The sequence below is a fragment of the Roseospirillum parvum genome, from assembly GCF_900100455.1.
Classification (GTDB): domain Bacteria; phylum Pseudomonadota; class Alphaproteobacteria; order Rhodospirillales; family Rhodospirillaceae; genus Roseospirillum; species Roseospirillum parvum.
This window is the reverse complement of sequence record NZ_FNCV01000001.1, coordinates 217,170-238,478: the sequence shown is the minus strand read 5'-3', so window position 1 is coordinate 238,478 and position 21,309 is coordinate 217,170. Positions and strand designations below refer to the sequence as shown.

Sequence of the window (21,309 nt, the reverse complement as noted above, 5' to 3'; positions counted from 1 at the left end):
TCCCGGTCGGCGAGTGCCAAGCAGATAGGCGCCGGCCCGGAGTCCGTCAAGTGGGAAAGTCGCGCCCTTTTTCGGCCGCCCCGTGAGCCGCCCCGTGCGCCGTCGCGTCAGAGCGCCGCACGCGACGGTACAGGCTCACCCCCAGGCCGCCGGAGACGACCAGCAGCGCCGCCGCCAGAAGCAGCGAGACCAGCGGATCGAGGTGGAAGGCGGGGTCCAGCTTCACCGCCTTGCCGGCCAGGGCGAAGACGATGGTCTGCGGCAGGTAGCCGACCAGCGAGCCGAGCACGAACGGCCCCGCCGGCACGCTCGACACCCCGGCCGCCAGATTGGTCAAAAGGTTGCTGCCCACCGGCAGGAAACGGATGAGAAGGGTCATGGTGAAGGGATGGCCGGCGAGCAGGTTGTCGACCCGGGCGATGCGCCGGGCAAAGCGCTGCTTGACCATGTCGCGGCCCAGGAAGCGGGCATAGTGGAAGGCCAGCGCGCAGCCCAGGGCGGCGGCCAGCACCCCCCACAGCGTGCCCATCACCACCCCGAAGGCGTAGCCGCCCAGGAAGGCCACCGCCTGCCGGGGCAGGCCGACCGCCGTGGCCAGGGCGCCAACCGCCAGATAGAGCAGGATGCCAAGCCCCCCCTGGTCGGCCACGGCGCTTTCCACCCAGGCGGTGTCGAGCGCCTCGCGCAGGCCGGAAACGGTGACCAGGAAGCCGATGGCGGCCAGACTGGCGATCAGCACCAGCCCCTTGAGCAGGGGTTTGAGGCCGCCGCCGTTGCCGGTCAGCTCGGGGTCGGGAGAGTCGGCCGGGGTGGGCTCAGTCATGGTCCTCGACAATCGGCCGGCGGGCCCGGGCCATCAGCCAGCGCACTCCGGCCAGATCGACCAGCCCCACCCACAGCCGGTCGAAGGTGCCGTACTTGCTGGTCCCCCGGGTGCGGTGGCGGTGGTTGACCCCGACGCTGACCACCCGCCCCCCCTCGCGGATGATGAGGGCCGGCAGGAAGCGGTGCATGTGATCGAAACGCGGCAGGTCGAGGAAGGTGGCGCGGGCAAAGACCTTCAGGCCGCACCCGGTGTCCGGGGTGTCGTCTCCCAGCAGGCCGGCCCGCACCCGGTTGGCGATGCGCGAGGAGATCTGCTTGACCAAGGTGTCGCGCCGCTTGCGGCGGTGCCCGGCGATCAGCACCTTGGCCCGCTCCGCGCCCTGCCCCCGGCTGGCCTCGAGCAGGGCCGGGATGTCGGCCGGATCGTTCTGGCCGTCGCCATCGAGGGTGGCGATCCACGGGGCGCGGGCGATCTGAACGCCGGTGAGGATGGCCTTGCTCTGCCCGGCCGAGGCGGCGTGGCGGGCGGTGCGCAGGCGCGGCCAGCGGGCCTTGGCCTGCTTCAGGACCTGGGGCGTGGCGTCGTCGGAGCCGTCATCGACATAGATCACCTCGAACGCCAGGCGGCCGTCGAGGGCGGCGTGGATTTCCTCGATCAGGCTGTCGATGTTGTCCGCCTCGTTGCGCACCGGCACGACGACGGCCAGCTCGGGCGCCCCGGAGGATGGCGTGGCGGGCGCGGGATGGGGGCTCATGGCAGACGGTCCCGATGTGAGGGCTTGGAGGGGGGCGGCGCCTTTCTTACACGTCCTGGCCGGAGGGGGCAAACCCTGTTGCCGACCCAGTTGACGGCCGGCCCAGGTAGAGCCGTTGCACCGCCGGATCGGCGGCCACGGCGGCCGGCGGGCCGTCGGCGATCAAGCGCCCGTCGGCCATCGCCAGCACCCGCCCGGCGTGGGCGAAGACGGCCGCCACGTCGTGCTCGGTGAACAGCACGGTCAGCCCCTGCTCGGCGACCTGCCCGGCGACCAGCCCCAGCAGGCGGTCGCGCTCGGGCCCGTCGAGGCCGGCGGTGGGCTCGTCCATCAGCAACAGGCGCGGGCGGCCGGCCAGGGCCATCGCCAACTCCAGGCGCTTGACCTGCCCGTAGCTCAGGCCGGCGGCCGGGCGGCCCGGGTCGAGGTCGAGCCCGACCCGGGCCAGCAGGGTCGCCGCGTCGGGCGCCGCGCGCCGCCTGAGCCCCGGCCGCGGGCGGCGCGGCGCCTCGGCGGCCAGGGCCAGGTTGTCGGCCAGACTGAGCGACGGGAAAACGCCGGCAATCTGGAACGTGCGGGCCAGCCCCAGGGCGGCCCGGCGGTGCGGCTCAAGGCGGCTGATGTCGCGCCCGTCCAGCCACAGCCGCCCGGCGTCGGGCCGAAGCTGGCCGGCCAGCAGATGGAAGCAGGTGGTCTTGCCGGCACCATTGGGGCCGATCAGGGCGCTGATGGTGCCGGCGTCGAGGCTGAGATCGACCCCATCCACCGCCCGGATGCCGCCGAACGCCTTGACCAGACCCTCGGCCCGCAGCACCGGCGGGCTAGCGTCGCGGGGGCTCATGCCGACCGCCCGCGCAGCCGGCGCCCCAGGCTGCCCAGGCCGCCGGGCAGGGCGACCACCAGCAGCACGATCAGGCCACCAAGGACGAGGCGCCAGTGGTCGGTCAGGGTGGCGGCGGCGACGAACAGGCCCTGGTAGGCGGCCGCCCCGAGCAGCGCCCCGCCCAGGGCGTGAAGGCCGCCGAGCAGCATCATGACCAGGGCATCGACGCTCATCGCCACCCCCAGCACCCCGGGGAAGACGCTGCCCTTGAGGAAAACGAACAGCCCGCCGGCCAGCCCGGCCACCGCCCCGGCCAGGACCATCGCCCGGCGGCGCAGGCCGGCCACGTCCAGACCCAGGGCAGCGGCCCGCACCGGATGGTCGCGCAGGGCGCGCAGGGCGCGACCATGCGGCGTGAAGGCCAGCCCCGCGAGGCCGGCCACGGCGCCCCCGGCGAGCAGCAGGGTCAGCCCGTAATAGGCCCTGGGATCGGCCGCCCAGGCCGGCGGCCACAGGCCGATCAGGCCGTTGTCGCCGCCGGTCAGGCCGACCCACTGAAAGGCCACGGCGTGCAGCAACTCGGCGAAGGCCAGACTGAGCATGGCCAGATAGACCCCGGACAGCCGCCCGCCGACCCGGCCCAACAGGGCCCCGGCCAGGGCGGCGGCGGCGCTCCCGGCAAGCAGGGCCGGGATCATCCCCCAGCCCAGGTGATGGACCATCAGCGCGGCGGCGTAGCCGCCCAGGCCGAAGAAGGCGGCGTGGCCGAAGCTGACGATGCCGGCAACCCCGGTCAGCCACTGCAACGAGGCGGCGAAGGCGGCCAGGATCAACATCTCGGCCAGCACGTCGAGCCCATAGGCCCCAAGCAGCAGCGGCGCCGCCAGCAACCCCAGCGCCGCCAGCAACCACAGCCCACCCCCCAGCCGTCCCACCCCCGTCAACGGCGGCGCCACCGCCGCGCCGCCGGTCGCCGCCGGCAGCCCGGCCCGGGCGCCGAACAGGCCGTGCGGCCTGAGCATCAGGACCAGGGCCATGACCAGGAAGGTGAGGACCAGCGTCGCCTCGGGGAACCAGACGATGCCGAAGGCGTGAACCAGCCCGATCAGCACCGCCGCCCCGTAGGCTCCGCCGACCGAGCCCATGCCGCCGACCACGACCACCGCGAAGGCCTCGACGATGACCTGAAGATCCAGCCCCGAATGGAGGGTCTCGCGCGGCACGGCCAGCGCCCCGCCCAGCCCGGCGAGCAGGGCGCCCAGCATGAACACGCCGCTGAACAGGCGCTTGGGGTCGCGGCCCAGGGCATCGACCATGTCACGGTCCTCGGCCGCGGCGCGGACCAGCAGGCCGGCCCGGGTGCGGGTTAGCAGCAGCCACAGCCCGCCCAGCACCGCCGGGCCGACGGCGATCAGCATCAGGTCGTACAGCGGCACCGCCTTGCCGAGCACGCTCACCGCGCCGTCCAGCCCCGGCGCCCGGGGGCCGACGATGTCGGCCGCCCCCCAGACCAGGATGACCACGTCGGCCACCATCAGGGACACCCCGAAGGTGGCCAGCAGCTGGAACAGCTCCGGCGCCCCGGCGATGGGGCGCAGGATCAGGCGTTCGATCAGCCCGCCGATCAGCGCCACCAGCGGCGGGGCGAGCAGCACGGCGGCCCAGAAGCCGACCGCCGGCACCAGGGCCACGGTCAGGTAGGCGCCCAGCATGAACAGGCTGCCGTGGGCGAAGTTGACGATCCGCCCGACCCCGAAGATCAGCGACAGCCCGGCCGCCACCAGGAACAGCGAGGAAGCACTGGCCAGCCCGTTGAGGAACTGGATGACAAGAAAGCCGAGATCCACCGCCGTCCCGCTTGTGTTGCAGCCGGTTGTCGCAGCCGGTTGTTGCAGACTTTTACTGGCCGGACGGGCGCAGCGCCTCGACCGCCGAGGCCGGCGGCAGCACCGCCTCGCCGGGGACGTAGGACCAGTCGGCCATGCGGCCGGCGCCGTCCTTGACCTCGAGCCGCCCGACCCAGGCCCCCATGGTCGACTGGTGGTCGCTTTCGCGCCAGGTGATCGGCCCCAGCGGGGTCTTCACCTCAAGCCCTTCCAGGGCGGCGATCATGGTTTCGGTGTCGGTGTCGCCGGCCGCGTCGAGCATGGCGGCGATGGAGACGAAGGTGTTGTAGCCGACCATCGAGCCCATCTTGGGCAGCTCGCCATAGGCCGCCTGATAGGCCTCGACGAAGGCGCGGTGCTCGGGGGTATCGATCTGGGCCACCGGGTAGCCGGTGACCAGCCAGCCGGCCGGCGTCTCGGCGCCCAGCGGCTCCAGGTATTCCGGCTCGCCGGACAGCAGGCTGACCACCTCGCGCCCCTCGAACAGGCCGCGCGTCGTCCCCTCGCGGACGAACTTGCCGAGATCGGCCGAGAAGGTGACGTTGAAGATGGCCTCCGGCTGGGCCGCCTCGAGCGCCGCCACGGTGGCCCCGGCGTCCAGCTTGAACAGGGCCGGCCACTGCTCGGCGACGAACTCCACGTCCGGCCGGGCCTCGCTCATCAGGGTCTTGAAGACCCGGACCGCCGACTGGCCATACTCGTAGTTGGGCGCCACGGTGGCCCAGCGGGTGACCGGCAGGTCCTTGGCCTGGGCGACCAGCATGGCGGTCTGCATGTAGGTGGAGGGGCGCAGGCGGAAGGTGTAGTGGTTGCCCTTCTCCCAGATCATGGCGTCGGTCAGCGGCTCGGCGGCGACGAACAGCACCTTGTTGTGGGCCGCGAAATCACTCACCGCGAGGCCGACGTTGGAAAGGAAGGTGCCGGCCAGCAGGTCCACCTGATGGCGGTTCAACAACTCGCCGGCGGCGCGCAGGGCATCGGCCGGGCTGGCGTTGTCGTCGCGGCTGATCACCTCGAGCGGCCGCCCGCCGAGCACCCCGCCGGCGGCGTTGATCTGCTGGACGGCCAGCTCCCAGCCCTTGCGGTAGGGCTCGGTGAAGGCGCCCAGGCGGGCATAGCTGTTGATCTCGCCGATGCGCACCGGCTCGGCGGACGGATCGGCGGCGTGGCTCGCGGTGGCGCCAGCGACCACGGCCAGCCCCAGCAACAGGGTCTTCCTGACAAACGACAGCATTTCGACGGCTCTCCCCCAAAAAAGCAATCCTGGCCGCCCCCGGCGGGTCGCCTCCTGAACCACCGGGACCGGCAAAGCGGTTCATCGACCCCGGCCGGACGACGCCGGACGGGCGATGCTGATCCCGGTATACTCGCCCTGGCGTGCCAAGACCAGGGATCAGCGCATCCCTTTTGAGTCGCCCGGCGCCGGCGCCGGTTGCCTTTTTCTGGCCCACAAAGAGCGCTACAGTCGGACCCCATCCCGGTTGTTGCCGTCGTCCGGAGGCCCGTCCCATGCTGTCCGTCCGCCCCGCCCCCCTCCTCAGCCGCCGCGCCTTTCTGGTTGGCGGCGGCGCCGCCACCGCCAGCGCCGCGCTGACCGGTTGCGTGTCGACCAACCCGGCGACCGGGCGCAGCAGCTTCACCGGCGTCTACAGCCTGGAAGATGACATCAAGCTGGGCACCCGGGAGTACCCCAAGCTGGTCGAGGCCTTCGGCGGCGCCTACGAGGACCGGCGGCTGAACGGCTACGTGACCGGCATCGGCAACCGCCTGGCCCGGCTGACCGAGACGCCCCAGTTGCCCTACGAGTTCACCGTTCTCGACAGCCCGGTGGTCAACGCCTTCGCGCTGCCCGGCGGCAAGGTGGCGATCACCCGTGGCGCCATCGCCCTGGCCAGCAACGAGGCCGAGCTGGCCGGCGTGCTGGGTCACGAGCTGGGCCACGTCAACGCCCGCCACACCGCCGAACGCCTGAGCCAGGGCATGCTGGCCCAGCTCGGGGTGGCGGTGCTGGGCATCGCCACCGGCAGTCAGGCGGTGACCCAGATGGCCAGCGGCGTCGCCGCCTCGTGGATCCAGAGCTATTCGCGCGACCAGGAGTTCGAGGCCGACATGCTGGGCGTGCGCTACATGAGCCGGGGCGGCTACGACCCCGAGGCCATGGTCAGCTTCCTCGCCACCCTGCGCCAGCAGGCCCAGGTGGAGGCCCGCATGATGGGCCTGCCCGAGGGCCAGGTGGACGAGATGAACTTCATGTCCACCCACCCGCGCACCATCGACCGCACCCGGCGCGCCATGGAGCAGGCCAGCGAGGCCCGCCCGGCCAATCCGAAGCTCGGCCGCGAGGCCCTGATGGAGCAGATCAACGGCATGATCTTCGGCGATTCGCCGCAGCAGGGCATCGTCTACGGGCGGCGCTTCGCCCACCCCGGACTGGGCTTCCAGTTCGTCGTGCCGGAGGGCTTCCGCATGACCAACCGGCCGAGCCAGGTGGTCGCCCAGCACCCGGACGACTCGGTGATCGTGTTCGACATGGCCCGCCCCCAGAAGAGCCGCGATCTGGTCGCCTATCTGCGCCAGGAATGGGCCCCCCGACTGGCCCTGTCGCAGCTCGAGCGGCTCAAGGTCAACGGCCTCGACGGCGCCACCGGGGCCGGCCGCAGCGGCGAGTACGACCTTCGGCTGGTGGCGCTGGACGGCCCCTCCGGGCAGGTCTTCCGCTTCCTCTTCGCCACCCCGCGCGGCCGCATGGCGCAGCGCTCGGAGTCCTTCCGCCGCACCACCTACAGCTTCGAGCGGCTCGATCCGGCGGAGGCGGCGCGCATCCAGCCGATGCGCCTGATCGTCGCCTACGCCCGGCCCGACGACCGGCTCGACCGGCTGGCCGCCAACCTGCCCTACCAGACCTACAACGAGGACTGGTTCCGCCTGCTCAACGACATTCCCGAGGGCCGCCCGCTGCCCACCGACCGGCCGCTGAAGATCGTCGCCCGCGCCTCCTGAGCACCGGGCACCGCTTTCATTCATTGGGCGGTGGCCGGCGGGCGTGTAGACTGGGGGTCGCGCCCACGCCCCCCTGGAGAGTCCCCATGCCCGCCCCGCGACGCGGCCCCTGGCCTTACGTCTGTCTGGCCCTGCTGTTGCTGCTTGGCGGCCTCGCCGCCGGGGCCGGGGTGATGCTGGAGGCGCGCGACGAGGTGATCCGCGCCATGGCAACGCGGGCCGAGGAGATGCGCCAGCGCACCGCCGACCTCAAGGCCGAGGTGGACCGCCTGGCCGACGAAAACGCCCGTCTGGCCCGCGAGGTGGAAACCCATCTGGCAACCATCGCCAGCCTCAACGCCGACCTGGACGATTCGTTCGCCCCGGAGCCGGTGGGCAGCCCGGTCGACTTTCCCATCCTGCGCGGCATGGCCCGCCAGGGCGACACCGTGGCCGCCTTCGCCCGGCGCGAGAAGACCACACCGGACGTGCTGATCGCCCTCAACCCCTGGCTGGTCGAGACCGACCACCTGGAACACCGCCAACTGATCTGGATTCCCAAACACGACCCGCTGGCCGCCGCCGCCAACTGAAAGCCCCGCCGATGAGCGTCTCCCCGCGTGACATCCTGGATTTCTGGTTCGGCCCCGAGGACGGTCCCGAGTTCGGCCGCCCACGCCCCATCTGGTTCACCCGCGACGCCGACTTCGACGCCGAGATCGCGGCCCGCTTCGCCGACACCCAGCGCGCCGCCGCCGCCGGCCAGCTCGATTCCTGGGCCGGCGAGCCGGAAAGCCTGGTCGCCCTGACCCTGCTGCTCGACCAGTTCCCGCGCAACCTGTACCGCGACGACCCCCGGGCCTACGCCTCGGACGGGCACATCCTGGCCCTGGTCAAGCAGGCCATCGCCATGGGCCTGGACCGGGGCCTGCCCGATGTCCACCGCTGGTTCCTCTACCTGCCCTACGAGCACTCGGAAGCGCTGGCCGACCAGGAAGCGGCGCTGCGCCTGTTCGCCGACCTGCCGGGCGCCGAGGCCGAGGGCTCGCCCTACGACTGGGCGGTGAAGCACCACGCGGTGATCGCGCGTTTCGGCCGCTTTCCGCACCGCAACGCGGTGCTCGGGCGGGCCAACACGGCGCAGGAGGAGGCCTACCTGAGCCAGCCCGGGGCCGGCTTCTGATCCCCCACCGCCCAGCGCTCCCGCCTACTTGCAGACCGAGGACAGCTTGTCCGATTCGGCGTCCGGCCGGGGGACCTGATTGGGAAAGGCCTCCACCTGATCCCACACCCCGGCCCCGCTGACCTGATTGGCGATCTCCCGCAGGCGCGGCCCCTGCTTGGCCAACCCCTCGATCTGCTCGGGCGGGAACGGCTGGCGGGCCATCTTGCGAACCAGCGCGTCGTGAACCAGCGGGGCGCTCTTGCAGGCCCGGTCGGCGTGCTCCGGGTTGGGGAACAGGCGGATGGTCACCGGGGCCTGGGTGGGCGGGCCGCCGCCCCGCTCGACCGGCACCCAGATGGCCCGCAACTGGATGTAGCGCGGCGCCGCGTCTTCCTCGGTCGCCGCGCCATCGCCGCCACCATGCCCCCCGCCGCCGCCGGCGGCCAGGGCCGGGCCGACCAGCCCCAAGGCCAGGCCAAGCCCCACCCCCAGGGCCGCCAGCCCACGGCGCAGGGAAGATCGCCGCATGGCCGTCACTTGCCGGCCGAGAACTGGTCGAAGGCCTCCAGGGCCTGGGCCCCGTAGACGCTCGACGGCCCGCCGCCCATGAACAGGGCGATGCCAATGGTCTCCAGCATCTCCTCGCGGGTGGCCCCGTTCTTGACCGCGCCGCGCACGTGGAAGGCGATGCAGCCATCGCAGCGCACGGCGATGGAAATGGCAACCGCCAGCAGCTCCTTGGTCTTGGGGTCGAGCGCCCCGTCCTTGGTCGCCGCGGCGGCCATGTCGGAGAAGGCGCCCCAGGTCTCGGGAATGCCGGCCCGGGTTTCCTTCATCGCGCCGCCCAGGTCGCCGGTCAGCTTTTTCCAGTCCTTGTACATCGGGGAACCTCCTTGGTGAAAAACGTCATTTTTGGTCAAACCGAAAGGTAGGCCCGACCAGGGGGGGACGCTACCCCCGCCGCCTACCGTCTGGCCTTGAAAAATGTCGCCAGCAGGGCGGCGGCGCGGCGTTCGTCGATGCCGCCGATGACCTCCGGGCGGTGGTGGCAGGTGGGGCGGGCGAACACCCGGGCCCCGTGCTCCACGCCACCGCCCTTGGGATCGTAGGCGGCGAAGACCAGCCGGGCCACCCGGGCCAGGGCGACGGCCTGGGCGCACATGGCACAGGGCTCCAGGGTCACGTACAGGCTGGCCCCTTCAAGGCGCGGCCGGCCGAGGGTCTGGCAGGCGGCGCGCAGGGCCAGCACCTCGGCGTGGGCGGTGGGGTCGGCCAATTCCTCGACCCGGTTGCCGGCCCGGGCCAGCACGCTTCGGCCATCGGCGGCGACGACCACGGCACCCACCGGCACCTCGCCCCGGGCGGCGGCGGCCTCGGCCTCGGCGAAGGCCATCTCAAGGAACGAATTGGGCATCGGCTGTCCGCGCTCGGGGTTGCCTCGGGGCGGCAATGGGTATACCTCGCCCAAACGCCGTTCGGCCACCTCCCGCGAAAAGACCGCCCCGCCATGCCCACCGACCGTTCCCGCACCAAGGCGCCCAAAGACGCCCCCGATGACTCGCCCGACGACGCCCCCGACCGGGGCCGCGTCGCCAAGGTGCTGGCCCGCGCCGGCGTCGCCTCGCGGCGCGAGGTGGAGCGCCTGATCGCCGCCGGCCGGGTGCGCCTGAACGGCCGCGTGCTGGACACCCCGGCGGTGGTCCTGGAAGGCGGCGAAACCCTGGAGGTGGACGGCAAGCCGGTCCCCACCATCGGCGAAACCCGCCTGTGGCGCTACCACAAGCCGCCCGGGCTGGTGACCAGCCACCGCGACGAGGCAGGCCGCCCGACGGTCTTCGACAGCCTGCCGCCGGAGCTGCCCCGGGTGGTCTCGGTGGGCCGCCTCGATCTGACCTCGGAAGGGCTTCTGCTGCTGACCAACGACGGCACCCTGGCCGGCCGCCTGGAGGCCCCGGCCACCGGCTGGCTGCGCCGCTACCGGGTGCGCCTGCACGGTCGCCCGACCGAGGCCGAGCTGGCCCGTCTGGCCGAGGGGTTGACCATCGACGGGGTGCGCTATGGCCCGGTCACCGCCCAACTGGAGCGCCAGCAGGGCGGCAACGCCTGGCTGATGGTCGGCCTGCGCGAGGGCAAGAACCGCGAGGTGCGCAAGCTGATGGCCCACTTCGGGTGGGATGTCGGGCGGCTGATCCGGGTTTCCTACGGCCCCTTCCAGCTCGGCCGGCTGGCCCCCGGGGCGGTCGAGGAGGTCTCCGGCAAGGTGCTGCGCGAGCAGCTTTCCGGCCTCATCCCCGCCGCCTCGCTGCCCCAGCCGGCCCAGAAGCGGCGCCGCGCCCGCCCATGAGCCGCCACCCCCAGGGTTCGCGCGGGCTGCGCCTGATCGCCGGCGCCTACAAGGGACGCCGCCTGCCGGGGCCACCCGACGACCGCATCCGGCCGACCACCGACCGGGTGCGCGAGGCCCTGTTCAACCTGCTCGCCCATCGTTTCCGCCGGGGCGCCCATGGCCTGGACGGGGTGCGCCTGCTCGATGCCTTCGCCGGCACTGGGGCGCTGGGGCTGGAGGCGCTGTCGCGCGGCGCCGAGGTGACCTTCCTCGACACCTCGGCCGAGGCCCGGCGGCTGGTCGCGGCGGCGCTGAAGGCCCTGGAGGTGCCGCCCGGACGGGCCCGCCTGCTGGCCGCCGACGCCCTCAAGCCGCCGCCCGCCGACGCCCCCATGGAGGTGGTGCTGCTCGACCCGCCCTATGGCCAGGAGTTGGGTCCCCCGGCCCTGGCGGCGCTGGCGGCGGCCGGCTGGATCGGCCCAGAAACCCTGGCCGTGGTCGAGCACGCCCGGCCGCTGGACGCCGTGCCCGGCTTCACCATCGAGCAAAGCCGCACCTTCGGCCGCAGCAGCCTGACCCTGGTCGTTCCCGAAGGCTGACCCGGCGGGACCTCAGCGGTCGGTGTTGCGGGCCAGCACCTGACGGGTCATGCGGCCGATCAACTGGACCAGCGGCTCGGCCCGGGGGTTGTCGGTGGTCGGCAGGCTGCCCCGGGCGGCGCCCCGCACCTCGTCCTCGACACAGAACCCCATCAGGATCTCAAGCTTGCCCTCGGGCGGCGGGCCGGCCGGCGCCATCTCCTGGCACAGCTTGCGGAAATTGGCCGACGGACCCGGGTTGAGCACCACCTTGAGGCGGTACATGGGGCGGGCGGCGGCGGCGCGGTCGGTGGTGGTGGTGATCTTGAGCGCCGTCATGCCGCGCTCGACCGCCTCGGCCATGGCCCGGGCGGCATCGGCATCGGCCACCGCGAACGGGTTGCCGGCCACATCGACCCACAGCGGGCCGTCCTTCACCGCATCGACCAGATAGCTCCAGGTGCCGGCCCCTTCGAGGAACAGTTGCTGGCTTTGCGGCGCCTCGTCACAGGCGGCGAGCAGGCCGGTGGCCAGCGCCCCGCCCAGGCCAAGCAGACGTTTGAGCATCTTGGAAAGTCTCCGGTTGGTGGGCGGTCAGCCGACGCCGCGGGTGTGGTCGGACCGGGCGGCGGCAGTGTACCAGGGCTCGGGAAAGCCGGCCTCGGCCCGCGCCGCGTGGTTGAACGGCGGCTTCAGGCCGGCCGGCAGGTGCGTGGCCAGTTTTTCCACAAAGGTGGCCTCGGGGTCCAGACCGCGCAGCTGGCAGACAAAGCGGAACCAGCGCACCCCGGTCCGCACATGGCGGATCTCGTCGGTCAGGATGGTCTTCAGGATGCCGGCCGAGGCGGCGTCGCCCTGGGCGGTCAGCCGCGCGATGGTGGCCGGCGTGGTGTCCAGGCCGCGCGCCTCGTGGCTCATCGGGATGACGGCGAGACGGGCCAGCAGGTCGTCGGCGGTGGCCTCGGCGGCCTGCCACAGCCCGTCATGGGCCGGCAAGGCGCCATAGTGGCTGTCGAGCTGGCGCAGGCGCTCCTCCAGCAGCTCGAAGTGCAGCGCCTCGTCGAGCGCCACGGCGATCCAGTCGGTGAAGAAGGCGTGGGGCAGTTCCTGCTCGGCGAAACGCACGATCAGGTCCCAGGCCAGATCAATGGCATTGAGCTCGATGTGGGCCAGGGCATGAAGCAGGGCGACGCGCCCCGCCACCCCGCCGCTGCGCCGGGGCATCTGGCGCGGCGGCAGCAACTGGGGCCGGGCCGGCCGGCCGGGGCGCTCGGGCGGCGGCGCGCTGCCGATGCGCGGCACCGCGCCGGCCCGCCAGGCGGTGGCGAGGTCGCGGGTCCGGGTGATCTTGGCGGCCGGCGCGGTTTCCAGCAGGATCAACCGGGCCCGCGTGGTGAGGCTGTCGAACATGCCGTCTCCCTCGGCCCCCGGCCCCGCACCGCCGGCCGGTCAATCGTTCTGAACTGGCGCTTTCAACTGGCGTCTTTCAACTGGCGCCCTTCAATTGGCGCGCTGCGTCCAGCACCGCCTCGGCGTGGCCGGCCACCTTCACCTTGCGCCATGCCTTGGCGACCACGCCGGCGCCGTCGATCAGGAAGGTCGAGCGCTCGATGCCCATGTAGGTGCGCCCATACATGCTTTTTTCCACCCACACCCCGTAGGCCTCGCAGACCGCGCCCTCGGGGTCGGAGCCGAGCGGGAAGTTCAGCTCGTACTTCTCCTTGAAGGTGTCGTGCTTCTTCACGCTGTCCTTGGAGACGCCGACGATGGTCACCCCCAGTTCGTCGAACGCCGCCTTGGCGTCGCGGAAGGCCTGGGCCTCCTTGGTGCAGCCCGAGGTGTCGTCCTTGGGGTAGAAGTAGAGGACCAGCGGCTGGCCCTTGAAGTCGCTCAACGAGACCTGGCCACCACCATCGGTGGCCATGGCGAAGTCGGGCGCCGGATCGCCGGCGGCGGGTCGGGTCTGGGTCTGGCTCATGCTCGGTCCGTCGAAGTGGCGTCGGGGCGGGGCGAAGCCGGCTCAGGGTCCCGCGCCCGCCGTCCGGGGATCGGCGGGTGCGGACACCTGGCTGGCCGGAGTCTCGATCAACTCCTGGAAGATCAGATAGGCCGCGTCGGCCGCCGTGTCCATGCGCCGGGCCAGATCGTCGAGGTCGGCCGGCGGGTCCTCCGGCTGCACCAGGGCGACGCTGTCGACGATGGTGCGGACCAGCCCGGGCGAGGCGCGCCCGGGCTCGAAGCGCCCCTCGACGCAGTGACGCAGCACCGACTGCACGGCCAGCCACAGCCGGTGGGCTTCGATCAGCCGCCCGGCGGTGGCCGCCTCCAGCAGCCCGGCATCGGCCAGTTTCCGAAGCGCCCCCAGGGTGTTGGGGGCGAGCACCCGGGGATGTGCGTGGGCGTGGCGCAGTTGCAGGTACTGGGCGATGAATTCGATGTCGATCAGCCCGCCCCGCCGGTGCTTGACCTCCCACGGATCGTCGCCCTTGTGTTCGCGGGCCATGCGGGCCCGCATCTCGGCCACCTCGGCGACCAGACGTCCGGGATCGCGCTGGCGGGTCAGGGTGCGGGCGGTGGCCTGGCGCGCCGCCTCGGCCAACCCGGCCGGCCCCAGGCAGACCCGGGCCCGGGTCAGCGCCATGTGCTCCCAGGTCCAGGCATCGGCCTGGTTGTAGCGTTCGAAGGCATCCAGACTGACCGCCAGCGGCCCCTTGTTGCCCGAGGGCCTCAAGCGCATGTCCACCTCGTACAGCCGGCCCTCGGCGGTCAGCGCGGTGATGGCGTTGATGAAGCGCTGGGTCAGGCGGATGTGCCAGTCGCCCGGCGACAGCGGCCGCCGCCCATCCGAACCGGGGCACTCGGGGTCGGCGCGGTAGAGGATGATCAGGTCGAGGTCGGAGGTGGCGGTCATCTCCAGGCCGCCCATCTTGCCCATGGCCAGCACGGCGACCTCGCTGCCCGGCACCTTGCCGTGGCTGCGCGCCAGATCCTCGACCACGTAGGGCATCAGGGCGCCGAGCACCGCGTCGGCCAGGGCCGACAGGGCGCGCCCGGCGGTCTCGGCGTCGATGCGGGCCAGCAGCACCAGCACCCCGACCTGGAAGCGGCGGTCGTTGGCCCACCGCCGGCAGCGGTCGAGCACCTCCTCGAAATGGCTGGTCTGGGCCAGATGCAGGGCCAACTCGCCGCTCAGCGCGGCGACCGAGGTGTCGGGCGCCGCCAGCAGGTCGGGATCGATCAGGCAATCGACCAGGGCCGGATTGCGGCCCAACTGGTCGGCCAGCCGGGGGGCGTCGCCCATGATCCGCGCCAGCAGGCCAAGCAGGCCGGGATCGGCGGCGAACAGGGCGAAGATCTGCACCCCGGCCGGCAGCTTTTTCAGGAACTCGTCGAAGCGGTTGAAGGCGCCGTCCGGGTTGGAGGTGGCGCCCAGCGCCCGGAGCAGCACCGGGGTCAGCTCGGTCAGCTTCTCGCGCGCCTTGGTCGAGCGCAGGCAGCGGTAGCGCCCGTGGTGCCAGCCGCGGATCACCGCCGCCACCGAGGCGGGGTTGGAAAAGCCCAGGCCGGCCAGGGTGGCCAGGGTGTCCGGATCGTCCTCGCTGCCGGTGAAGACCAGGTTGCCGTCCTCGGACAGCGACGGGGCGTCCTCGAACAGGTCGGCGTAGTGGGCTTCCACCGTGCACAGGATGTCGCGCAACTCGGCGGCGAAGGCGCTGGCGTCCGGGTAGCCCAGGAAGCGGGCCAGATGGGTCAGCCGCTCGGGCTCCTTGGGCAGGGTCTGGGTCTGCGCGTCGTCGATCATCTGCAGGCGGTGCTCGACCCGGCGCAAAAGATGGTAGCAGCGGTCCAGCGACTGGGCGGTGGGCGGATCGACCAGCCCGCGCTCGGCCAGGGCGGCGATGGCCCCCAGGGTCTGCGGCACCTGCAGGCGGGGTTCGCGGCCGCCCCAGATCAACTGCTGGGTCTGGGCGAAGAACTCCACCTCGCGGATGCCGCCCCGGCCCAGCTTGATGTTGTGGCCGGCCACGGTGACCACCCCGCAGGCCTTCACCGCGTTGATCTGCCGCTTGATCGAGTGGATGTCCTGGATGGCATTGAAATCCAGGCTCTTGCGCCAGACGAAGGGACGCAGCCGCTTGAGGAAGGCACGGCCCGCGGCGAGGTCGCCGGCCACCGCGCGCGCCTTGATCATGGCGGCGCGCTCCCAGTTCTGGCCGAAGCCCTCGTAGTACAGCTCGGCCGCCTCCATGGACATGGCGACCGCCGTCGAGCCGGGGTCGGGACGCAGCCGAAGGTCGGTGCGGAAGACGTAGCCGTCGGCCGTGCGCTCCTCCATCAGGCGGACCAGATCCCGGGTCAGCCGGACATAGAACTCCTTGGGCGTCTTGGGGCCGCGGTAGGCGATCACCTCCTGGTCGTAGAACACCATCAGGTCGATGTCGCTGGAGTAGTTCAGCTCGCCGGCCCCCATCTTGCCCATGGCGATGACCACGTAGCCGCTGCCCGCCTCGGGGTTGGCCGGGTCGGGCAACTCGATCAACCCGCGCCCGGCGGCCTGGGCCAGCAGATGCGCCGTCGACACCGACAGGGCCCGGGCGGCGAAATCGGACAGCACCCCGGTGATCCTGGCCAACGGCCAGTCGCCGGCGATGTCGGCCAGGGCGGTGAGCAGGGCCACCCGGCGCTTGGCCAGGCGCAGGGTGGCCATCAGGGGGGCGCTGTCGGTCAGCCGCCGGGCCGGACCGTCAAGCTCGGCGCGCACCGTGTCGAGCAGCGCCTCGGGCCCCTCGGCGACCAGCCTCAGGAAGTCGTCCGGGCGGCGCTGGATGATGCCGGAGAGGAACGGGCTGCCGCCGAACAGGGCGGCGAACACCGCCGAGACGGCCGCGTCGTCCAGCGCGGCGCGCATGGCCTGGGCCTGCGCCACCTGCTCCGGGGTGCCGCCGGCCAGCCGCCCGGCGCTTTCGGCCCAGCGCTCGCGGCCCCGGGCGGCGGCTTGCGGGTCGGCGGCGGCGGGCAGGGCGGCGGCGATGCGGGCGGCATAGGGGAAGTCGGACATGGGAAAGGGCGGGCTCCAAAACCAGCGGTGAGCGGCGGCCTGGATTTTTGCGCCGATGTTAGGGATTGTCATCCCGTCGGCGGCCCGGCAAGTTCAAAAAGTGGACCGCCCGACAGGCTCGCAGGATCGGCGGGCCCGGCGATCCCGCCCCCCGATTTCCCACCAACCCCATGCAGGAGAACGCGCCAGGGTGGTTCACGGCACGGTCAGACTGCTGCTTCGGGCCCTGGCAACGGTTGGTCTGCTGCTTCTTCTCGGCCTGTCGGTCAGCGCCTGGCGGCTGGCCCAGGGGCCGGTCGAGCTGGATTTCCTGTCGCCCTACCTGCGCCAGGCGCTGGATGACGCCGAGTTGCCGGTGGATCTCGCCTTCGAGACCACCGTGCTGACCTGGGCCGGCCCCGACCGAGCGCTGGACATCCGGATGCGCGGTGTCACCGTCCGCGATCCCGAGGCCGGCGGCGACCGGGCCCCCCTGCTCCGGGTGCCCAGCCTGTCGGTTTCCTTGAGCGCCCGGCGGCTGATGGAAGGGCGGCTGGCCCTGACCTCGGTCGAGGTCGTCCGGCCGCGCCTGACCGTGATCCACGAGGCCGACGGCGGCTGGGCCCTGAGCACCGGCGACGGCGACGGCTTCCGCTGGCCGGGCACGAAGATCGACGGATCGGACGCCGACTCGGCGGCCCCGGCCGACATCGCCCCCCTGCTCGACCAGTTGGCGGCCCGCCTCGATCTGGCCCCGGGCGGGGCGCCACCGCCGCCCCTGCTGGCCGACCTCGCCCTGGTCCGCGTGGTCGATGCCGAGATCACCGTCGATGACCGCCGGCGCGGCATCGACTGGCGGGTCCCGGCGGCCACCCTGACCCTGGCCAGCATCGAGCGCGGCGTGGCCCTGGACGGCTGGCTCGACCTCGACCTGGGCGAAGGCCCGCCGAGCCGGCTGGAACTGTTCGCCGACCTCGACCCGCTGGGCGGCGCACTGGGCGTCTCGGCCCGGCTGGCCAACCTGCGCCCGGCCGATCTGGCCGGCTTCGATCCCGCCCTGGCCCAACTGACCGGGGTGCGCGGAGGGCTCGACGCACGGCTGGAGGCCGACCTCATGCTGCGCGGCGCGCCGCTGGTCCGCGATCTGGCGCTGACCCTGGAAAGCGGGCCCGGCCGGATCGACCTGCCGGCGCCGCTGGCCCACACCGCGCATTTCTCGGGCCTGTCGCTCGACCTGCGGGGCGGGGCCGGGTTGGCGCGGGTGGATCTGGCCAACCTGACCGTCGACCTGACCCTGCCCGATGGCAGCGAGGGGGCCACGGTGATCGCCAGCGGCCGCCTGGAGCGCGGCGACAGCGGGCTCGACCTGTCGGCCGAGGCCGCCGTCTCGCCCCTGTCCTTCGACCAGTTGGCGGTTCTGTGGCCGCCCAGCCTGGCGCCCGGCGGCCACGACTGGGTGAGCACCCATCTGTTCGGCGGCCGCATCGACGATGCCACCTTCTCGGTCCGCCTGAGCGGGCCGGACTGGGACTTGCTGACCCTGGACACCCTGGAAGGCCAGGCCACCGCCCAGGGGGTGACGGTCGACTACCTGCCCCCCATGCCGGCGGTCAGGCAGGCGGCGACCAAGGCCACCTTCCACCCCTCGGGCATCGATCTTGAGATCACCGACGGCCGGCTCTACGGCCTCAAGGTCAGCGACGGCGAGATCAGGCTGGGTGGTTTCGACGCGGCCGATCAGGACATCGACATCCGGCTGGGCATCACCGGGCCGCTGGGCGATGCCTTGCGGGTGGTCGACCACCCGCCCCTGGGCTATGTGAGCAAGCTCGGCCTCGACCCCGCCGCCGCCAGCGGCAACGCCAAGGTGCGCCTGGCCCTGGCCTTCCCCCTGTTGAGCGACCTCAAGCTGGCCGAGATGGACGTGCGCGCCACCGCCACCACCCAGGCGGCGGCCCTCAAGGGCGTGGTGATGGGCCAGGACCTGAGCCAGGGGGCGCTGAAGCTGAACGTCAACCCGAGCCAGATGATCGTCACCGGGCGCGGCGCCATCGGCGGCATCGACAGCCAGTTCACCTGGCAGGAGATGTTCGCCGAGGGGGCCGACTTCGTCAGCCGCTTCCACGTCAAGGGAAGGCTCGACGACCACCAGCGCGGCGTGCTGGGGCTGGATCTGGCGCCCTTCATGCCGCCCTTCGTCAGCGGCCCGGCCGGCGCCGAGGTGGTGCTGACCCGCCTCACCCCCGATCTGGCCTCGCTGAGGGCCGAGGTCGACCTGACCGAAACCACCATGCGCCTGCCCGGCCTGGACTGGGAAAAGCCGGCCGGCGAGCCGGCCAATGCCTCGGCCACCCTGCGCCTGGAGGACAACCGGCTGGCCGAGGTCTCCGACTTCTGGCTCGGCGCCGGCGACGAGTTGGACCTTCAGGGCCGGGTCAGCCTGACCAAGGGCGGCGCCATCGAGTACATCAGCGTCGATCAGTTGCGTTTCGGCAGCACGGTGGCCAGCGGCGGCTTCGCGCCAACCGACCAGGGCGGTTTCGACATCCAGCTCAGCGGGCCCAGCTTCGATGCCACCCGCTTCCTCGACCGGGCCCGCGCGGCGACCACGCCAGACACCGCCGAGCCGCTGCCCGGAGAGGTCAACGACCTGCCACCGATCACCCTCAAGGGGGCCTTCGACGTGGTCTGGGTCAGCCCGGAAGGCACCCTGGAAAAGGTCGCCTTCACCCTGCGCCGCGACCGCGAGCGCTGGCAGAGCGCCCGCATCGAGGCCATGCTGGAGGGCCGCACGCCGCTGACCGCCACCCTGGCCCCGGCCGAGACCGGCGCCGGGCGGGTGTTCTCGGTGACCACCGCCGATGCCGGCGCCCTGCTCAGGGTGTTCGGGCTGAGCGAGCAGGTGGAGGGCGGCGAGCTGACCATCGACGGCGAGATGGGTGTTTCCGGGGCGGTGGCCGGCGAGGTGCGCATGGGCGCCTTCCGCCTGCACGACGCGCCGCTGATGGCCCGCGTGCTGAGCATCGCCGCGCTGACCGGCATCCTCGACACCCTGGGCGGCGAGGGGCTGTACATGTCGCACCTGAGGGCGCCGTTCACCTACACCGACGGCGTGCTGTTCCTCAACGAGGCGCGGGCCGCCGGGCCATCGCTGGGCATCACCGCCTCGGGCAGCATCGACACCCACCCGGACAGCGAGCAACCGGAAACCCTCGACCTGGCCGGCACCATCGTGCCCGCCTACGCGGTCAACAGCGTGCTCGGCAACATCCCGCTGATCGGCGACATCTTCACCGGCGGCGAGAAGGGCGGCGGCGTGTTCGCCGCCAACTACCGGCTGAGCGGCCCGATCGAGGCGCCGGAAACCTCGGTCAACGCGCTGTCCGCCCTGGCTCCCGGCTTCCTGCGCCGGCTGTTCGATATATTCGACGAAGCGCCGCCGGCCAGCCAGCCGGAATAGCCCCCGCCCCGACCCCAAAAGTGGAACGGCACCCCACATTTCCCCGTTCCGATATGCATCGGGTTGCGTGTAAACTACCCGCAACGGGAGCCGGGGATGCCGCACAACGACGGCAAGACAACCCACCAAGCCCCGGCCATCGATACAGGGAAAGCGTCGGCCATGAGCCGGCGCGAAAGGGGAAACGATGACAAGGGAAAACAGGGGGCTCGACCCGTCGGGCCGTGCCACGGCGGCCGCCAGTCCGGTCGCCGGCGGGTCGCCCAATGGGGGCGGCGCCGGCATGCTCGACCTGGGCCAGGCCTTCGCCGTGCGCCTGATGCAGCACCTGGTGGTGCCCACCTTCGTGCTCAATGCCCAGGGCAAGGTGCTCATCTGGAACAAAGCCTGCGAACGCCTGACCGGCGTGAAAGCGAAAGAGGTGCTGGGCACCGACCAGCACTGGCAGGCCTTCTACGACCGGCCGCGCGCCTGTCTGGCCGACACCGTGGTCCAGGGGCGCACCGATCAGCTGGGCGAGCTGTATGAGACCCACGCCCTGCCGGTCGACCGCAACCTGGGCCTCAGCGCCGAGAACTGGTGCGTCATGCCGCGGGCCAGCAAGCGCCTGTATCTGGCCATCGACGCCGGGCCGATCTATTCCGAGGACGGCGAGCTGGTCGCCGTGGTCGAGACCCTGCGCGACATGACCGAGCAGAAGCTGGCCCAGATCGCCCTGCAAAGCCTGGTCAACAAGGACGGCCTGACCGGACTGGCCAACCGCCGCTCGTTCGACGCCTCGATCGAGGCCGACTGCCTGCAGGCACAGCGCGAACAAAGCCATCTGTCCCTGCTGCTGGTCGATGTGGACCACTTCAAGGCCTACAACGACACCTACGGCCATCAGGCCGGGGACGACTGCCTGAAGACGGTGGCCAAGGCCCTGGGCGGGCAGGTCTTCCGACCCTCCGATCTGGCCGCCCGCTACGGCGGCGAGGAATTCGCCGTGCTGTTGCCCGGGGTCGGGCTGGAGGGTGCGCTGGGGGTGGCCGAGCGCATCCGCGCCGCGGTGGCGGGCCTGGCCATCGCCCATTCGGGCAACCCGCGGGAGGGCATTGTCACGCTGAGTGTCGGGGTGGCGGCGCTGCGGCCGACCCCGCAGATCGGCCCGGCGGCCCTGATCAGCGCCGCCGACCGGGCGCTGTACGCCGCCAAGGCGGCGGGGCGCAACCGCGTCGCCCACGCCAACCCGAGCCACCCGGACGACGAACCGACCCTGGTCGCTCCCGGCACCTGACCCACCGCCCGCTCAAAAAGTGATCTTCGGCCCCTTCACGGGGCGGATGATGACGCGGGAAGCGCCGTGCCGGCGGACCGGTGCGTCAGGCATCCGTCGCGGACGGTTGGCACGTCAGGTCTTTGGCACAGCGGCATGAGACGCCCCCCCGGGTGGCCACGGCCTGGAAAGGGCGCCCGGATGGGGAAAGGGGCAGGC

General features: G+C 72.2%; 19 protein-coding genes. 7 read left to right on the top strand and 12 right to left on the bottom strand.

All coding sequences use genetic code 11. From position 1 onward, the window contains the following. Window positions 1-46: 46 nt before the first annotated feature. The 5 genes from BLR95_RS00995 to BLR95_RS00975 are packed head-to-tail and all read right to left on the bottom strand — an operon-like array spanning window position 47 to window position 5,523. On the bottom strand, window positions 47-823 hold the full coding sequence (locus BLR95_RS00995; RefSeq protein ID WP_092614086.1) for a TVP38/TMEM64 family protein: 777 nt from the start codon (window positions 821-823) through the stop codon (window positions 47-49). Continuing rightward, window positions 816-1,580 carry a glycosyltransferase family 2 protein gene (locus BLR95_RS00990; protein ID WP_092614084.1) on the bottom strand — a complete coding sequence of 255 codons (765 nt, stop codon included), beginning with the start codon at window positions 1,578-1,580 and terminating at the stop codon, window positions 816-818. Before BLR95_RS00990 ends, BLR95_RS00995 begins: the two co-directional genes overlap by 8 nt. Window positions 1,581-1,626: 46 nt before the next feature. Continuing rightward, the gene (locus BLR95_RS00985) at window positions 1,627-2,421 is read right to left on the bottom strand and encodes an ABC transporter ATP-binding protein (protein WP_092614082.1); all 795 of its coding nucleotides are present in this window, start codon (window positions 2,419-2,421) and stop codon (window positions 1,627-1,629) included. Then, complete coding sequence (locus BLR95_RS00980) at window positions 2,418-4,250, bottom strand: ABC transporter permease (protein WP_092614080.1); 1,833 nt, start codon at window positions 4,248-4,250, stop codon at window positions 2,418-2,420. Before BLR95_RS00980 ends, BLR95_RS00985 begins: the two co-directional genes overlap by 4 nt. Before the next feature lie 52 nt (window positions 4,251-4,302). Next, window positions 4,303-5,523 carry an ABC transporter substrate-binding protein gene (locus BLR95_RS00975; RefSeq protein ID WP_092614078.1) on the bottom strand — a complete coding sequence of 407 codons (1,221 nt, stop codon included), beginning with the start codon at window positions 5,521-5,523 and terminating at the stop codon, window positions 4,303-4,305. Window positions 5,524-5,798: 275 nt separating this feature from the next. On the opposite strand from BLR95_RS00975, the gene BLR95_RS00970 reads away from it, so the two are divergent. From BLR95_RS00970 to BLR95_RS00960, 3 genes are all read left to right on the top strand, one after another. Further along, window positions 5,799-7,289: a M48 family metalloprotease gene (locus BLR95_RS00970; protein WP_092614076.1), complete on the top strand. Its 1,491-nt coding sequence runs from the start codon at window positions 5,799-5,801 to the stop codon at window positions 7,287-7,289. An 86-nt stretch (window positions 7,290-7,375) separates the two neighbouring features. Next, entirely contained in the window at window positions 7,376-7,861 is a 486-nt protein-coding gene (locus tag BLR95_RS00965) for a LysM peptidoglycan-binding domain-containing protein (RefSeq protein WP_092614074.1), read from the top strand. An 11-nt stretch (window positions 7,862-7,872) separates the two neighbouring features. Continuing rightward, the gene (locus tag BLR95_RS00960) at window positions 7,873-8,451 is read left to right on the top strand and encodes a DUF924 family protein (protein ID WP_092614073.1); all 579 of its coding nucleotides are present in this window, start codon (window positions 7,873-7,875) and stop codon (window positions 8,449-8,451) included. A gap of 24 nt (window positions 8,452-8,475) precedes the next feature. On the opposite strand, the gene BLR95_RS00955 is transcribed toward BLR95_RS00960, so the two are convergent. The 3 genes from BLR95_RS00955 to BLR95_RS00945 form a co-directional block, all read right to left on the bottom strand. Continuing rightward, on the bottom strand, window positions 8,476-8,961 hold the full coding sequence (locus BLR95_RS00955; RefSeq protein ID WP_143130902.1) for a hypothetical protein: 486 nt from the start codon (window positions 8,959-8,961) through the stop codon (window positions 8,476-8,478). 5 nt (window positions 8,962-8,966) lie between these two features. Next, window positions 8,967-9,314, bottom strand: coding sequence for a carboxymuconolactone decarboxylase family protein (locus BLR95_RS00950; protein ID WP_092614069.1), 348 nt, complete (start codon window positions 9,312-9,314; stop codon window positions 8,967-8,969). Window positions 9,315-9,397: 83 nt separating this feature from the next. Beyond that, complete coding sequence (locus BLR95_RS00945) at window positions 9,398-9,847, bottom strand: nucleoside deaminase (protein WP_092614067.1); 450 nt, start codon at window positions 9,845-9,847, stop codon at window positions 9,398-9,400. A 93-nt stretch (window positions 9,848-9,940) separates the two neighbouring features. Between BLR95_RS00945 and BLR95_RS00940 the strand changes: the two genes are divergently transcribed. Further along, a complete protein-coding gene (locus tag BLR95_RS00940; protein ID WP_092614065.1) occupies window positions 9,941-10,777 on the top strand; it encodes a pseudouridine synthase in 837 nt (278 codons plus the stop codon). After that, window positions 10,774-11,358 (top strand): 16S rRNA (guanine(966)-N(2))-methyltransferase RsmD, encoded by a 585-nt coding sequence (rsmD, locus tag BLR95_RS00935; RefSeq protein WP_092614063.1) that lies wholly within the window; start codon window positions 10,774-10,776, stop codon window positions 11,356-11,358. The genes BLR95_RS00940 and rsmD overlap by 4 nt, the downstream gene beginning before the upstream one ends. 12 nt (window positions 11,359-11,370) lie before the next feature. On the opposite strand, the gene BLR95_RS00930 is transcribed toward rsmD, so the two are convergent. The 4 genes from BLR95_RS00930 to BLR95_RS00915 form a co-directional block, all read right to left on the bottom strand. Beyond that, window positions 11,371-11,904, bottom strand: coding sequence for a hypothetical protein (locus BLR95_RS00930; protein ID WP_092614062.1), 534 nt, complete (start codon window positions 11,902-11,904; stop codon window positions 11,371-11,373). Window positions 11,905-11,931: 27 nt separating this feature from the next. Further along, the gene (locus tag BLR95_RS00925; protein ID WP_092614060.1) at window positions 11,932-12,747 is read right to left on the bottom strand and encodes a ferritin-like domain-containing protein; all 816 of its coding nucleotides are present in this window, start codon (window positions 12,745-12,747) and stop codon (window positions 11,932-11,934) included. 76 nt (window positions 12,748-12,823) lie between these two features. Continuing rightward, entirely contained in the window at window positions 12,824-13,315 is a 492-nt protein-coding gene (gene bcp, locus BLR95_RS00920) for a thioredoxin-dependent thiol peroxidase (protein WP_092614058.1), read from the bottom strand. 42 nt (window positions 13,316-13,357) lie between these two features. Next, on the bottom strand, window positions 13,358-16,396 hold the full coding sequence (locus tag BLR95_RS00915; RefSeq protein ID WP_092614056.1) for a bifunctional [glutamine synthetase] adenylyltransferase/[glutamine synthetase]-adenylyl-L-tyrosine phosphorylase: 3,039 nt from the start codon (window positions 16,394-16,396) through the stop codon (window positions 13,358-13,360). Window positions 16,397-16,586: 190 nt separating this feature from the next. On the opposite strand from BLR95_RS00915, the gene BLR95_RS00910 reads away from it, so the two are divergent. Then, on the top strand, window positions 16,587-19,835 hold the full coding sequence (locus BLR95_RS00910; RefSeq protein WP_092614055.1) for a YhdP family protein: 3,249 nt from the start codon (window positions 16,587-16,589) through the stop codon (window positions 19,833-19,835). A 283-nt stretch (window positions 19,836-20,118) separates the two neighbouring features. Next, window positions 20,119-21,111 (top strand): sensor domain-containing diguanylate cyclase, encoded by a 993-nt coding sequence (locus tag BLR95_RS00905; protein ID WP_092614054.1) that lies wholly within the window; start codon window positions 20,119-20,121, stop codon window positions 21,109-21,111. Window positions 21,112-21,309: the final 198 nt, after the last annotated feature.